The sequence below is a fragment of the Mycobacterium sp. smrl_JER01 genome, from assembly GCF_048513595.2.
In the GTDB taxonomy this organism is placed as follows: domain Bacteria; phylum Actinomycetota; class Actinomycetes; order Mycobacteriales; family Mycobacteriaceae; genus Mycobacterium.
On sequence record NZ_JBLXXK020000001.1, the window covers coordinates 692663 to 706660 of the forward strand.

Annotated in this window: 13 protein-coding genes and 1 pseudogene; 10 read left to right on the top strand and 4 right to left on the bottom strand. The window is 65.4% G+C overall.

The window, feature by feature from the left end:
• From lpdA to ACNUDN_RS03320, 3 genes are all read left to right on the top strand, one after another.
• A complete protein-coding gene (lpdA, locus tag ACNUDN_RS03310; protein ID WP_419120618.1) occupies positions 1 to 1401 on the top strand; it encodes a dihydrolipoyl dehydrogenase in 1401 nt (466 codons plus the stop codon).
• A complete protein-coding gene (locus tag ACNUDN_RS03315; RefSeq protein WP_419120619.1) occupies positions 1402 to 1680 on the top strand; it encodes a hypothetical protein in 279 nt (92 codons plus the stop codon).
• 195 nt (positions 1681 to 1875) lie between these two features.
• The gene (locus ACNUDN_RS03320) at positions 1876 to 2961 is read left to right on the top strand and encodes a GGDEF domain-containing protein (RefSeq protein ID WP_419120620.1); all 1086 of its coding nucleotides are present in this window, start codon (positions 1876 to 1878) and stop codon (positions 2959 to 2961) included.
• 18 nt (positions 2962 to 2979) lie between these two features.
• Here the strand turns inward: ACNUDN_RS03320 and ACNUDN_RS03325 are convergent, their stop codons facing one another.
• Both ACNUDN_RS03325 and ramB read right to left on the bottom strand, forming a co-directional pair.
• Positions 2980 to 3564, bottom strand: a complete 585-nt coding sequence (locus ACNUDN_RS03325) for a carboxymuconolactone decarboxylase family protein (protein WP_419120621.1) — start codon at positions 3562 to 3564, stop codon at positions 2980 to 2982.
• Entirely contained in the window at positions 3561 to 4982 is a 1422-nt protein-coding gene (gene ramB, locus ACNUDN_RS03330; RefSeq protein ID WP_419120622.1) for an acetate metabolism transcriptional regulator RamB, read from the bottom strand. The genes ACNUDN_RS03325 and ramB overlap by 4 nt, the downstream gene beginning before the upstream one ends.
• Positions 4983 to 5099: 117 nt before the next feature.
• Here ramB and ACNUDN_RS03335 point away from each other — a divergent pair, with 117 nt between their 5' ends.
• The 4 genes from ACNUDN_RS03335 to ACNUDN_RS03350 all read left to right on the top strand — a co-directional run bounded on the left by ACNUDN_RS03335 (position 5100) and on the right by ACNUDN_RS03350 (position 9634).
• On the top strand, positions 5100 to 5876 hold the full coding sequence (locus tag ACNUDN_RS03335) for an acyl-ACP thioesterase domain-containing protein (RefSeq protein WP_419124998.1): 777 nt from the start codon (positions 5100 to 5102) through the stop codon (positions 5874 to 5876).
• 268 nt (positions 5877 to 6144) lie between these two features.
• Positions 6145 to 7431, top strand: coding sequence for an isocitrate lyase (gene aceA, locus ACNUDN_RS03340; protein ID WP_419120623.1), 1287 nt, complete (start codon positions 6145 to 6147; stop codon positions 7429 to 7431).
• 278 nt (positions 7432 to 7709) lie between these two features.
• A complete protein-coding gene (locus ACNUDN_RS03345; protein WP_419120624.1) occupies positions 7710 to 8564 on the top strand; it encodes a 3-hydroxybutyryl-CoA dehydrogenase in 855 nt (284 codons plus the stop codon).
• Positions 8565 to 8758: 194 nt separating this feature from the next.
• Positions 8759 to 9634: a cyclopropane mycolic acid synthase family methyltransferase gene (locus tag ACNUDN_RS03350; protein WP_419120625.1), complete on the top strand. Its 876-nt coding sequence runs from the start codon at positions 8759 to 8761 to the stop codon at positions 9632 to 9634.
• A gap of 10 nt (positions 9635 to 9644) precedes the next feature.
• Here ACNUDN_RS03350 and ACNUDN_RS03355 read toward each other — a convergent pair whose 3' ends face one another.
• Both ACNUDN_RS03355 and ACNUDN_RS03360 read right to left on the bottom strand, forming a co-directional pair.
• The gene (locus ACNUDN_RS03355; RefSeq protein ID WP_419120626.1) at positions 9645 to 10511 is read right to left on the bottom strand and encodes a polyphosphate kinase 2 family protein; all 867 of its coding nucleotides are present in this window, start codon (positions 10509 to 10511) and stop codon (positions 9645 to 9647) included.
• A gap of 5 nt (positions 10512 to 10516) precedes the next feature.
• On the bottom strand, positions 10517 to 11221 hold the full coding sequence (locus ACNUDN_RS03360; RefSeq protein WP_419120627.1) for a TetR/AcrR family transcriptional regulator: 705 nt from the start codon (positions 11219 to 11221) through the stop codon (positions 10517 to 10519).
• Positions 11222 to 11306: 85 nt separating this feature from the next.
• Here ACNUDN_RS03360 and ACNUDN_RS03365 point away from each other — a divergent pair, with 85 nt between their 5' ends.
• From ACNUDN_RS03365 to ACNUDN_RS03375, 3 genes and pseudogenes are all read left to right on the top strand, one after another.
• Positions 11307 to 12638 (top strand): DUF445 domain-containing protein, encoded by a 1332-nt coding sequence (locus ACNUDN_RS03365; RefSeq protein ID WP_419120628.1) that lies wholly within the window; start codon positions 11307 to 11309, stop codon positions 12636 to 12638.
• An 89-nt stretch (positions 12639 to 12727) separates the two neighbouring features.
• A pseudogene (locus tag ACNUDN_RS03370) lies at positions 12728 to 13114 on the top strand (helix-turn-helix domain-containing protein); the annotation flags it as partial.
• A 196-nt stretch (positions 13115 to 13310) separates the two neighbouring features.
• A complete protein-coding gene (locus tag ACNUDN_RS03375; RefSeq protein WP_419120629.1) occupies positions 13311 to 13949 on the top strand; it encodes a heparin-binding hemagglutinin in 639 nt (212 codons plus the stop codon).
• Positions 13950 to 13998 lie beyond the last annotated feature (49 nt).

Consider the following 13998-nt stretch of genomic DNA (forward strand, 5'->3'; position numbering starts at 1 on the left):
GTGACCCACTATGACGTCGTTGTTCTCGGAGCCGGTCCCGGCGGGTACGTCGCGGCCATTCGTGCCGCGCAGCTCGGGCTGAGCACTGCCATCGTCGAACCCAAGTACTGGGGCGGTGTCTGCCTCAACGTCGGGTGTATCCCGTCGAAGGCGCTGCTGCGCAATGCCGAACTGGCCCACATCTTCACCAAGGAAGCCAAGACATTCGGCATCAGCGGCGAAGCGAGCTTCGACTACGGCGCTGCCTTCGACCGCAGCCGCAAGGTTGCCGACGGCCGGGTGGCCGGGGTGCACTTCCTGATGAAGAAGAACAAGATCACCGAGATCCACGGCTACGGCAAGTTCACCGGGGCCAACAGCATCGAGGTGGACCTCAACGAGGGCGGCACCCAGAAGGTCGAGTTCGACAACGCGATCATCGCGACCGGTTCGAGCACCCGGCTGGTGCCCGGCACCTCGCTGAGCGAGAACGTGGTCACCTACGAGAACCAGATCCTGTCGCGGGAGCTGCCGGGGTCGATCATCATCGCCGGCGCCGGGGCCATCGGCATGGAATTCGCCTACGTGCTGAAGAACTACGGTGTCGATGTCACCATCGTCGAGTTCCTGCCGCGCGCGCTGCCCAACGAGGACGCCGAGGTCTCCAAGGAGATCGAGAAGCAGTACAAGAAGCTGGGCGTGAAGATCCTGACCGGCACCAAGGTCGAGCAGATCCGTGACGAGGGCGCCGACGGCTCGGTCTACGTCACGGTCAGCAAGAACGGTAAATCCGAAGAGCTCAAGGCCGACAAGGTGATGCAGGCCATCGGGTTCGCGCCCAACGTCGAGGGCTTCGGACTGGACAAGGCCGGGGTGGAGCTGACCGACCGCAAGGCCATCGGCATCGACGACTACATGCGCACCAACGTCAGCCACATCTATGCGATCGGCGACGTCACCGGCAAGCTGCAGCTGGCCCACGTCGCCGAGGCGATGGGCGTGGTGGCCGCCGAGACCATCGCCGGAGCCGAGACACTGGCGCTGGGCGACTACCGGATGTTGCCGCGCGCGACGTTCTGTCAGCCCCAGGTGGCCAGCTTCGGGCTGACCGAGGAACAGGCCAAGGACGAGGGTTATGACGTCGTGGTCGCGAAGTTCCCGTTCACCGCGAACGGTAAGGCGCACGGACTGGCCGACCCGACCGGTTTCGTCAAGCTCGTCGCCGATGCCAAGTACGGCGAGCTACTCGGCGGTCACCTGATCGGCCCGGACGTCTCGGAGTTGCTGCCCGAGCTGACCCTGGCGCAGAAGTGGGATCTGACCGCCAACGAGCTGGCCCGCAACGTGCACACCCACCCGACCCTGTCCGAGGCGCTGCAGGAGTGCTTCCACGGTTTGGTCGGCCACATGATCAACTTCTAGTTGAGGGCGCTCTGGGTCGCCGGAGTCGGCGGATTGGTGGTCGGTCACATCCTGTGGTTGGCCGGTATCTCGGCGGCGATCTCGTCGTCGGACGTGTCCTTCTGGGTGCTCGTGGTGGCCGGGGTGTCGGTCGCGGCGGGTCTGCTGTGCGGGTTGCTGGGCTGGCACAAAATGCGGCGCAAAGACCGCACGTCGGAGATCTGGGCGGCATTCCTGTGCGCGCTGCCGATCTCGCCGGTGCTGTTCTCGCTGGCCGTGCTGGGCGTGACATACCTGTAGCTGTCACGGTGACCCTGTAGTTGTCACGGTGACCCTGTAGTTGTCACGGTGACGCTGTAGTTGTCACGGTGACCCTGTAGTTGTCACGGTGACGCTGTAGTTGTCACGGTGACCCTGTAGCTGCCACGGTGACAAATTGCGTCCGACATCGCATTTCGTGATCGGACAGCGTTCACCGGTGCCTAGTATGTGCCAATGGGGGACGGATCCGTCCGAGGGTTGCTGGCGCAGTGGTGGCGGCAGCGCGACGACTACCAGTGGCGGATCGACTTCCTGCGCAACTGCGGACTCCTCCCGATCCTGCGCTGGGTGATCGCCGGCATCGGCTTCACGATGGGGGTGCTCGCGCTGGTGAACGCGTTCGCCCCGCCCGCAGCCGATGCCGCGGTGTTCCGCATCGGTTGGGCCGTGGTCGGTGTGGGTTCGCTGGCCTGGGCGGCGCGCTGGGCGTTGCTGCCGTGGCCGACCGTTCGGGAGTCGGCGGCCCTGGTCGTGTATGTCGACATCATCATGACGTTGTCGGCGCTGCTGTTCGGGGACCCGAACCTGGCCATGTCGGGGATTCCGATCCTGTTGTGCGCGGGCGGCTACGTGGTGTTCTTCCACGGTCCGCGCATGCACCTGGCCCACATCGCCTGGTGCACGATCTCGGTCGTCGGCATCGCGGTCTGGTTGGCGGCGTCCACACCCGACTACGGTCTGCAGGTGGCGGTGTCGCGGGCCGTCATCGCGTTGCTGGTCACCGTCTGCATCCTGCCCGCTCTGCAGTTCGGATTCTGGCTGCTGCAGGGCAGTTCGAAGCAGTCGCTGACCGACCCGCTGACCGAGCTGACCAATCGGCGGGGACTCGCCGTGTCGATGAAACGGCTCAACGAGGGGGCGCCGGCGACCTCCGACCTGTGCGCGCTGCTGATCGACGTCGACGGCTTCAAGGGCGTCAACGACAGCATGGGGCACGCGGTCGGTGACGAGGTCCTGATCCGCACCGCGCGCCGGATCCGGGCGAGCGTGCGCGAGGACGCCGTCGTGGTGCGCTGGGGTGGAGAGGAGTTCCTGGTCGTCGATCGCATCCCGGCGCATCAGGCCGGCGCGGTCGCCGAGCGAATCCGCACCGCGGTATCGGCGCCCGCCCAGCCCTCAATCACGGTCAGCATCGGTCTGGCGACCTGTACGCGACCGGATTTCGACCTGATCGACGTCATCTCGGCGGCCGACTCGGCGATGTACGAAGCCAAGGCGCGCGGCGGGGACAGGGTCGTACCGACCACCAGCGTCTACTGACCGTCGGATACGGCGGGCTCAGTCGGGGAAGTCCAGGGGTACCTGCAGCGTCGCGATGGTCGCCGCCAGCCCATCGTACTGTGCTGTCAGCATGCAGAATTCGATGAGCTGCGGGGTGGTGTAGTGAGCCGCCAGGGCCTGCCAGGTCTGCGCCGACACCCCCCGGGTGACGACGAACTCGTCGGTCGCGGTGATCAGCAGCCGTTGCCGGTCGGTCAGGCCGTCGGCGTCGGGACCTTCGAAGATCCTGGCCTGGGTGTCGGGATCGAGGCCCCGGCTGCGGGCCAGCCTGCGGTGCTGCTGCAGTTCGTACTCGCTGCCACGCAGGTGCCCGACGCGCAGGATCACCGTTTCGGCGTCGCGGCGGGAGAGCTTGCCCGCGTAGAGCAGATACGCCGACAGCGGCAACCAGACCGGCAGCAGCAGCCGGTGCCGGCCCAGGACGTTCATCAGGCTGAATCGGGGTCTGCGGATGCCGCGGGCGCCGATCTTGGCGATCGCCCAGTTGACCGGGCCGAGGTCCTTGAACCCGCCCGGTGGGACGCGAACGGAGTCCGTGGCGTCATCGGGGGCTCCTTCGTGCGGACGTTCAGGCGTGCTCATTGCTGCCTCACCAGGTAGGGCGACACCGTCGAGCGGTGTTCGTCGATGTCGAGCGCGCGACCGAGTGCGGGGAACGCGCGTTGCGGACAGTTGTCACGTTCGCACACCCGGCAGCCGGCACCGATGGGAGTGGCGTTGTGACCGGACAGATCGAACCCCTCGGAGTAGACGAGCCGTTGGGCGTGCCGCAATTCGCAGCCCAGGCCGATCGCGAATGTCTTACCCGGCTGACCATAGCGCGAAGCCCGCCGTTCCACCGTCCGCGCCACCCACAGGTAGGCGCGCCCGTCGGGCATCTCGGCGATCTGTACCGAGATCTTGCCCGGGTTGGCGAACGTCTCGTAGACATTCCACAGCGGGCAGGTCCCGCCGCTGGACGAGAAGTGAAACCCGGTGGCGGATTGGCGTTTTGACATGTTCCCCGCGCGGTCGACCCGGACGAAGGAGAACGGGACGCCCCGCATCGAGGGGCGCTGCAGGGTGGAGAGCCGGTGACAGGTGGTCTCGTAGCTGACCGCGTAGTACGCCGAGAGACGTTCGATGTCGTAGCGGAATTTCTCCGCCACCTCGTGGAACTGTCCGTAGGGCAGCACCGTCGCTGCGGCGAAGTAGTTGGCCAGTCCCATCCGGGCGAGCTTGCGGGACTCGTCGCTGGTGAACTTGCCTTCGGCGACCAGTTTCTCGATCAGCTCACCGCACTCCAGATAAGCCAGCTCGGCGGCCATCCGGAACACCGTCTGCCCCGAGGAGAGCTGAGCCCCGATCTCCAGCCGCTTGGTCGTCGGATCGTAACGGTGCAGCACACCTTCGCCGAGGTCGATGCGGCGAATGATGGTGACACCGTGGACGAATCGCAATCGGTCGGCCAGATCGCCGGCGAGATCACCCCGATGGACCCGCATGCCCGAGGTGAGTTCCTCGGCTGCGGTGTCCAGCTCGTGGAGGTAGTTCTGCCGCTGATAGAAGTAGTCGCGCACCTCTTCGTGCGGCATCGTGATAGATCCCGACCCGGTGCCGCTTCCGACGTTGAACCGGTCCTCGGTGGCCGCGGCGAGCTGGGTGGTGGTGAGCTGATGACGGCGATGCAGGTTCACCATGGCGCGGGCCAGGGTGGGGTGTGCGCCGACCATATCGGCGATCTCGGCCGGATCGACGTCGACGTCGAGATCGCGATCCATGATCACCTCGCGCAGCTCGGCGATCAGGCGGGTGTCGTCCTGGGACGCGAAGAACGTCGCATCCACCCCGAACAACTCGGTGATCCGCAGCAGCACCGCCACGGTCAGCGGCCGGACGTCGTGTTCGATCTGGTTCAGATAGCTCGGCGATATCTCCAGCATCTGGGCGAGCGCGGCCTGGCTGAAGCCGCGTTCGCTGCGGAGCTGCCGGATGCGCGCGCCGACGAACGTCTTGGCCACATCAACCAGACTAACAACGCTGCAAAGTATGAATTCGCAGCGTTGGCACGCGGGTCGGATGTGGCAGTATCGGAGTCCGTGAGTACCACCCCGGGGGCTTCAGGCCTGGCCAAGACGATGATGCCCGTCCCCGACCCGCATCCGGACGTCTTCGACATCCAGTGGCCGCTGCGGGTGGCCGACGTGGACCGCGAGGGCAGGCTCAAATTCGATGCGGCCACCCGTCACATTCAGGACATCGGCACCGATCAGCTGCGCGAGATGGGTTACGAGGAAACCCATCCGTTGTGGATCGTGCGACGCACGATGATCGACATGATCGAGCCCGTCGTGTTCAAGGACATGCTGCGGCTGCGACGGTGGTGCTCGGGGACGTCGAACCGGTGGTGCGAGATGCGGGTGCGGATCGAGGGCCGCAAGGGTGGTCTGGTCGAATCCGAGGCGTTCTGGATCAACATCAATCGGGAGACACAGGGGCCGGCGCGGATCTCCGACGACTTCATCGAAGGTCTGCGACGCACCACCGACGAGAGTCGGCTGCGTTGGAAGCCGTACCTGACGGCCGGTAGCCGGGCAGATGCCGAGCACGTCCGGGACTACCCTGTCCGCGTCAGTGACATCGACATCTTCGACCACATGAACAACTCGGTGTACTGGAGCGTCGTCGAGGACTACCTCTACTCGCAGCCCGAACTGATGAAGGGGCCGCTGCGGGTGACCATCGAGCACGATCTGCCGGTGGCACTCGGCGACAAACTCGAGATCATCCGCCATGTCCATCGGCCCGGATCGACCGACACGTTCGGTCCCGAGCTGACCGATCGGACTGTTACAACGCTCACATATGCCGTCGGCGACGAGACGAAAGCCGTCGCCGCGATCTTTCCGCTCTGAATCGCTTCCGTTAAACAGTACGGGCGTACTGACCAGCCAAGACGTGCTACCGGCCAGTAGTTTCTGAACCGTTTCAGCTGTGGCGCTGATTTGCAAACTTTGCAACTTCGCCGAATTGGTTGGCGGAAATTGGCAAGCGAAACAGGTGGACCTGCGGTTATGCGGTGGTGCATCCTCGGATCAGCAGGCCAGCCACACCGCTGGAGGATTAACAACCTGCTGAGGGTCCCAAGCCCTTCAGCAGTGCGCAACTCGAAGGAGTAACCCGATGTCGACCGTTGGCACACCGAAGTCGCCCGAGCAGATCCAGCACGACTGGGACCACAACCCGCGCTGGAAGGGCGTCACCCGTACCTACACGCCCGCCGACGTCGTCGCTCTGCAGGGTCACGTCGTCGAGGAGCACACCTTGGCCCGCCGTGGCGCCGAGGTGCTGTGGGACCAGTTGCACGATATGGACTTCGTCAACGCGCTCGGTGCGCTGACCGGCAACATGGCCGTGCAGCAGGTGCGCGCCGGACTCAAGGCGATCTACCTGTCGGGCTGGCAGGTCGCCGGTGACGCGAACCTGTCCGGTCACACCTACCCCGATCAGAGCCTGTACCCGGCCAACTCGGTGCCGCAGGTCGTCCGTCGCATCAACAACGCGCTGCTGCGCGCCGACGAGATCGCCAAGGTCGAGGGTGACACCTCGGTGGAGAACTGGCTGGCCCCGATCGTCGCCGACGGCGAGGCCGGTTTCGGTGGTGCGCTCAACGTCTACGAGCTGCAGAAGGCGATGATCGCCGCAGGTGTCGCCGGTTCGCACTGGGAAGACCAGCTGGCCTCGGAGAAGAAGTGCGGCCACCTCGGTGGCAAGGTGCTGATCCCGACCCAGCAACACATCCGCACCCTGACCTCGGCGCGTCTTGCCGCCGACGTCGCCGGGGTGCCCACGGTCGTCATCGCCCGCACCGACGCCGAGGCCGCCACGCTGATCACCTCCGATGTCGACGAGCGCGATCAGCCGTTCATCACCGGTGACCGCACCGCCGAAGGCTTCTACCGGGTCAAGAACGGTCTCGAGCCCTGCATCGCCCGAGCCAAGGCCTACGCGCCGTACTCGGACCTGATCTGGATGGAGACCGGAACCCCGGATCTCGAACTGGCCAAGAGGTTCGCCGAAGGCGTCAAGAGCGAGTTCCCCGACCAGATGCTGGCCTACAACTGCTCACCGTCGTTCAACTGGCGCAAGCATCTCGACGACGCGACGATCGCGAAGTTCCAGAAGGAGCTCGGCGCGATGGGCTTCAAGTTCCAGTTCATCACGCTGGCCGGCTTCCACGCGCTCAACTACTCGATGTTCGATCTGGCGCACGGCTACGCCCGTAACCAGATGACGGCGTATGTGGAGTTGCAGGAGCGCGAGTTCGCCGCCGAGGAGCGCGGCTACACCGCGACCAAGCATCAGCGTGAGGTCGGCGCCGGTTACTTCGACCGGATCGCCACCACGGTGGACCCGACCAGCTCGACCACCGCGCTGGCAGGCTCGACCGAAGAAGGACAGTTCCACTAACAGCGGTTCACCCCGCGAGAGTGCGTGTCTGCAGGCGCCACGCCGGGCCACACGCAGACATCGCGCACGCTCGTGACGCACGCTCGCGCCACGGGCGTCCGCACGGAACTTGACAGCGCAGACCCCGCCCAGAAATCTTGGGCGGGGTCTGACGCATGTCGGTGCAGAAGTGCTCCGCGGCACACAGCAAGCGCGGTTACCCGGGATGCGGGGAGAGCGCCCGCACGTGAACAGGACAGCACGTGAACAGGACAGCACGTGAACAGGACAGAGGGCAGATGAGCATTGAACGTGTAGGGGTGGTCGGCGCAGGGCAGATGGGCTCTGGGATCGCCGAGGTCTCGGCCAGGGCAGGCGCGAACGTCGTCGTCTACGAGCCCAGCGAAGAGCTCGCCAATGCCGGCCGCGACCGCATCACGGCGTCGTTGGAGCGTGCGAAGGCCAAGGGCAAGCTGGCCGCCGACGACTTCGAGGTGACTCTCGCCCGCCTGACCTTCACCTCCGACCTCTCCGACCTTGCCGACCGGCAACTGGTCATCGAGGCGATCGTCGAGGACGAGACGGTCAAGGGCAAGCTGTTCGCTGCGCTCGACGAGATCATCACCGATCCCGACGCCGTGTTGGCCTCGAACACCTCCAGCATCCCGATCATGAAAATTGCGGCTGCGACCAAGAATCCGAGCCGGGTGCTCGGACTGCACTTCTTCAACCCGGTGCCGGTGCTACCGCTGGTGGAGCTGATCAACACGTTGGTGACCTCCGACGCGGCCATCGCGCGGGTGCAGCAGTTCGCCGGCGACGTGCTGGGCAAGAAGGTGGTGCGCTGCGGCGATCGGTCCGGCTTCATCGTCAACGCGCTGCTGGTGCCCTACCTGCTGTCCGCCATCCGGATGGCTGAGGCCGGGGTGGCCACCGTCGAGGACATCGACACCGCGGTGGTGGCCGGACTCTCGCACCCGATGGGGCCGCTGCGACTGTCTGACCTGATCGGCTTGGACACCATGAAACTGATCGCCGATTCGATGTACGACGAGTACCGGGACCCGCACTTCGCCCCGCCGCCGCTGCTGCTGCGCATGGTCGAGGCCGGGCAGCTCGGTAAGAAGTCGGGTAGCGGCTTCTACACCTACTGATAGCTGACCGATACGGCCGCGGCACAGCTCAGCGGGGGTATATGCGCCGAGCCGAGATCTTGGCTACCCTGCGTAGCGGAATATTGACGCGCCGGTTCAGAAGGCAGCCGGGACTGCGGTAGGGCACGTGTGCGGCCCACCCCGGTGTCTGCTGCGCTCTCGGTCGGCGCAGAACCGCAAGGGGTGCCGAGCCGATGTCGAACGCCGTGTCCGATCTGTCGCCGTACTACGAGGAATCGCAGTCGATCTACGACGTGTCCAACGAGTTCTTCGCGCTTTTCCTCGGGTCGACGATGGGCTACACGTGCTCGTACTTCGAGCGCGACGACATGTCGCTCGACGAGGCGCAGATCGCCAAGTTCGACCTCGCCTTGGGCAAGCTGAACCTTGAACCGGGGATGACGCTACTCGACGTCGGGTGCGGCTGGGGTGGCGCGCTACGCCGCGCGGTGGAGAAGTATGACGTCAACGTCATCGGAATTACGTTGAGCCGCAACCAGTACGAATACAGCAAGGCGTTGATGGCGAGCCTGGACACCGCGCGGACCGCCGAGGTGCGTTTGCAGGGCTGGGAGGAGTTCGACGAACCGGTGGACCGGATCGTGTCCATCGGAGCGTTCGAGGCGTTCAAGGCCGAGCGTTACCCGCTGTTCTTCGAGCGCGCATATGACATCCTGCCGGCCGACGGCCGGATGCTGTTGCACACGATATTGGCGCACACCCAGAAGTTCTTCCGCGACAACGGCATCAAGTTGACGATCTCGGATCTGAAGTTCATGCGCTTCATCGGCACCGAGATCTTCCCCGGCGGGCAGTTGCCGGCCGTCGAGGACATCGAAAAGCTGGCCGCCGATACCGGTTTCACGCTGGAGCGCACTCACCTGCTGCGGCCGCACTATGCGCGCACGCTGGACATGTGGGCCGCCAACCTCGCGGCCAACCGCGACGAGGCGATCAGGATCACCTCCGAGGAGGTCTACGAGCGCTACATGCACTACCTGACCGGCTGTGCGGACTTCTTCCGTCGTGGCATCACCAACGTCGGACAGTTCACCCTCGTCAAAGGCTGACGGTCTGGAGCTAAGCCGACGCGAGCCGCTTCTTCTCCGCCTCGACATCGAAGTCCGGTGGCGGCCAGGACATGTTGAGCCGCTTGAGCGCTTCGATCATCAGCTCGGTGATGGCCAGCCGGCTGTACCACTTCCGGTTGCACGGCACGATGTGCCACGGCGCGTATTCGGTGGAGGTCCGATCCAACATCACCTGGTACGCCTCCTGGTAGGCAGGCCATTTCAGGCGCTCGTCGATATCGCCGGGGTTGTACTTCCAGTACTTGTCCGGTCGCTCGAGTCGCTCGGCGAGCCGCGCCTTCTGCTCCTTCAGCGAGACGAACATCGCGACCTTCACCAGCGCCGTTCCACTGTCGACGAGTTCGCGCTCGAACGCGTTGATCTCGTCGTAGCGCGGTTCCCAGACATCAGGCGGGACCAGATTGTGCACGCGCACGATCAGCACGTCCTCATAGTGGGAGCGGTCGAAGACCCCGATGTGACCGGCGGTCGGCAGCGCTTTGCGGATCCGCCACAGGTAGTGGTGTGACAACTCCTCCTGGGTCGGCTTACCGAAGCTGCGGTACTGGACGCCTTGCGGATTACAGCTTCCCACAACATGTTTGACGATCCCGCCCTTGCCTGCGGTGTCCATTCCCTGCAGCACCAGCAGAACCGAGCGGGTGTCTCCGGAACGGCTGTTGGCGTAGAGCATCTCCTGCAGTTCGGCGAAGCGCACATTGCGCTCTTCCTGAAGGGTGGGGGCGTCGGACTTGTCCCCTCGGAATCCCGGGGTGGCGTCGGTATCGATGTCGGCCACCTTGTCTCCCGGCCGGAACATCAACTCGACGTGCGGTTCATGGGTCCACAGGGACGGCAGGTCGTCAGGCTCGCTCATGCGTGCTAGTCAAGCAGCTGGGAGGGCAATGCCGGGGAAGGATGCGGGCTGTCGCGGAATTTGGCCAGCGATCCGTTCACCTCGACGATGCCGCAGAGCGCACTCCAGGACAGCATCGTCAGGTAGTCGATGAGCTCCTCGGCGGACATCCGGGGGTTCGACATCCAGGAGTGGGTGGCGAGTTGGACGCCGCCGACGATGTGGAACGCCCACGGTTCGGCGCCCCCGGTGTCCATCCCGGCGGTCACCATCCGCCGTCGCAGCATCACCGCGAGCATGCGCGCGATGATCTGCTCGGAGTCGGCGACGGCCTTGCTCTTGCTGGCCGAGTTGTTGGCCATGACGAACCGGTACGGCTCGGGTTCGGCCGCGACGGTCTCGACGTAGACGCGGATGATCTCGCGGGTCAGGTCGTAGCCGTCCAGGTTCGACGACAGGGCGGCGGCCATGTTGGGGATCAGGGTGGTCTGCGCAAAGCGCATCATCACCGCGGTGGTGAGATCGTTCTTGTCGACGAAGTAGCGGTAGAGCACGGTCTTGGAGACGCCGATCTCGGCGGCGATCTCATCCATGCTGACGTTGCTGCCGAGCCGGCGGATGGCCTCGAGGGTGCCGTCGACCAGCTCGTTTCGGCGTTCGACCTTATGCCGGTGCCAGCGCCGTTTCCGTCCGTCGGTCTTGGCCGCCACCGGCGGGGAGTGTTGTGCCACGTTCGCGGTGATCCGTTCCCTATGTCCCTGTCGATAATACGGTGGCCAAGCGCTGGCAGTCGTCCCAGCGGGGGATGATGGACAGGTGGCTCACCGAGTAGACGCCCCCTCCGGCCGACACGGCGGAGAGCGACCGAGTTTCGCCGAGACGATCGCCGGCGCGGATACGGTTGCCGACGAGGACCGCAGGCGCTCGCTGAGGCGGATGAAGCTGGTCGCGCTGAGCTTCCTGCTCGGTGCCACCGTCATCTTTCTGGTCTGTACGTGGGCGCAGTCCCGCGGCGCTGTGCCGCCCTGGGTGGGTTATGTGCGGGCGGCCGCCGAGGCCGGCATGGTCGGTGCGCTCGCCGATTGGTTCGCGGTCACCGCGTTGTTCAAACATCCGTTGGGCATCCCGATCCCGCACACCGCGATCATCAAGCGCAAGAAGGATCAGCTCGGCGAAGGCCTGGGGGCCTTCGTCCGGGAGAACTTCCTGTCGCCGGCCAACGTGGAGACCAAGCTGCGCGACGCCGACGTCTCCGGTCGGGTGGGCAAGTGGCTGTGTGACCGTGGCCATGCCGAGCGGGTCGCCGCCGAGACGGCGACGGTGCTGCGGGTGCTGGTGGAGATGTTGCGCGACGAGGACGTGCAGCAGGTGCTGGACCGGATGATCATCAAGCGCATCGCCGAGCCGCAATGGGGGCCGCCGGTGGGACGGGTGCTGTCCACGCTCCTGGTGGAGGGTCGCCAGGAGGCTCTGCTGCAGCTGCTGGCCGATCGCGCGTTCCAATGGTCGCTGAACGCCGGCGAGGTCATCGAGCGCGTCATCGAGCGCGACTCGCCGACCTGGTCACCGCGGTGGGTGGACCATCTGGTCGGTGACCGCATTCATCGCGAGCTGATGGACTTCACCGACAAGGTGCGTCGCGACCCCGATCACGAACTGCGTCGTTCGGCCACCAAGTTCCTGTTCGAGTTCGCCGACGACCTCCAGAACGACGAGGCCACGATCCAGAAGGCGGAGAACGTCAAGGAACAGCTGATGGGCCGGGACGAGGTCGCCCGGGCGGCCGAGACCGCGTGGACGGCCGCCAAGCGCATCATCCTGGAATCGGTCGACGATCCGTCGTCCTCGCTGCGCACCAGGATCGCCGACAGCGTGGTCCGCATCGGGGAGTCGCTGCGCGACGACGCCGACCTGCGCGACAAGGCCGACAACTGGATCGTGCGCGGGGCCCAGCATCTGGTCGGCGAGTATGGGGCGGAGATCACAACGATCATCACCGACACCATCGAGCGGTGGGACGCCGCCGAAGCGAGTCGCCGGATCGAACTCCATGTGGGCCGTGACCTGCAGTTCATCCGCATCAACGGCACAGTGGTGGGTTCGCTGGCCGGGCTGGTCATCTATTCGATAGCCCATCTACTGTTCTGACCTGCGCTAACGGGTGCTTGCAAAAGTTAGCACCCAGTCGTACCGTGGGATTTGTCGGTAACGGTCACCCACGCACGAGGAGGTCACGAATGTCGCAGGACGAAAATCTTGCCGCGGTCGTGTCCAACGCTGCGCAGGACATCGGCTCGTTCATCCGGTCGCAGCGCGAAGCGGCCCAGGTCTCGGTGCGGCAGCTCGCCGAGAAAGCGGGAGTGTCCAACCCCTATCTCAGCCAGATCGAGCGGGGTCTGCGGAAACCGTCGGCAGATGTGCTCAGCCAGATCGCCAAAGCACTGCGGGTTTCCGCCGAGGTGCTCTACATCAGAGCCGGAATCCTGGAGCCGAGTGAGACGAACCAGGTTCGCGACGCCATCGTCACCGACACGGCGATCAACGAGCGGCAGAAGCAGGTGCTGCTCGACATCTACACCTCGTTCTGTCAGCAGAACGAGGTGGCCCTCGCCGAAGCAGACTCGGCGGCCCCGGATTCAGTGGGCCCGGACTCAGTGGGCCCGGACTCAGTGGGCCCGGATTCAGTGGGCTATGTGCGGGGGGACAGTGTCAACGACGCAGACGAGGAGCCCACGACTGAACACCACAAGCGCCCTCTAGAGATCCCCGAGACTCCGCAATCAATCACAGAACTCAACCTTGCAAAGGAAGGACACAGCCATGGCTGACACCACCAAGAACCAGCTCGACATCGACGACCTGAAGGCCCCGCTGCTCGCCGCGGTCGGTGCCGCCGACCTGGCGCTGGAACGCGTCAACGAGATCGTCGCCACCCTGCGCGAGCGGGCCGGCGAAGCCCGCACCGACGCCGAATCCCGGGTCGAGGAGAGCCGCGCCCGCGTCGCGAAGCTGCAGGAAGACCTGCCCGCGCAGTTCGGCGACATCCGCGATCGGCTCACCTCCGAGGAACTGCGCAAGTTCGCCGAGGGCTACGCCGAGGCCGCGCAGTCGACCTACACCAAGCTCATCGAGCGCGGCGAGGCCGCGCTGGAGCGCCTGCGCAGCCAGCCCGCACTGGAGGAGGCGGCCAACCGGGTCGAGGAGTACACCGACCAGGCGGTCGAGCTGACCCAGGAGGCGCTGGGCAACGTCGCGTCGCAGACCCGCGCGGTCGGCGAGCGGGCCGCCAAACTGGTGGGCGTCGAACTGCCGAAGAAGAGCGAGTCGGCGGCCGAGCCGGTCAAGAAGGCCGCCAAGAAGGCCCCGGCGAAGAAGGCCCCGGCGAAGTCGACCGCAAGCGTTCCGGCCAAGAAGGCTCCGGCGAAGAAGGCCCCCGCCAAGAAGGTCACCCAGAAGTAGGCACCCGACACCACCGCCGATGAGCGGCGGAAGTCGAAAAGGGGACGTA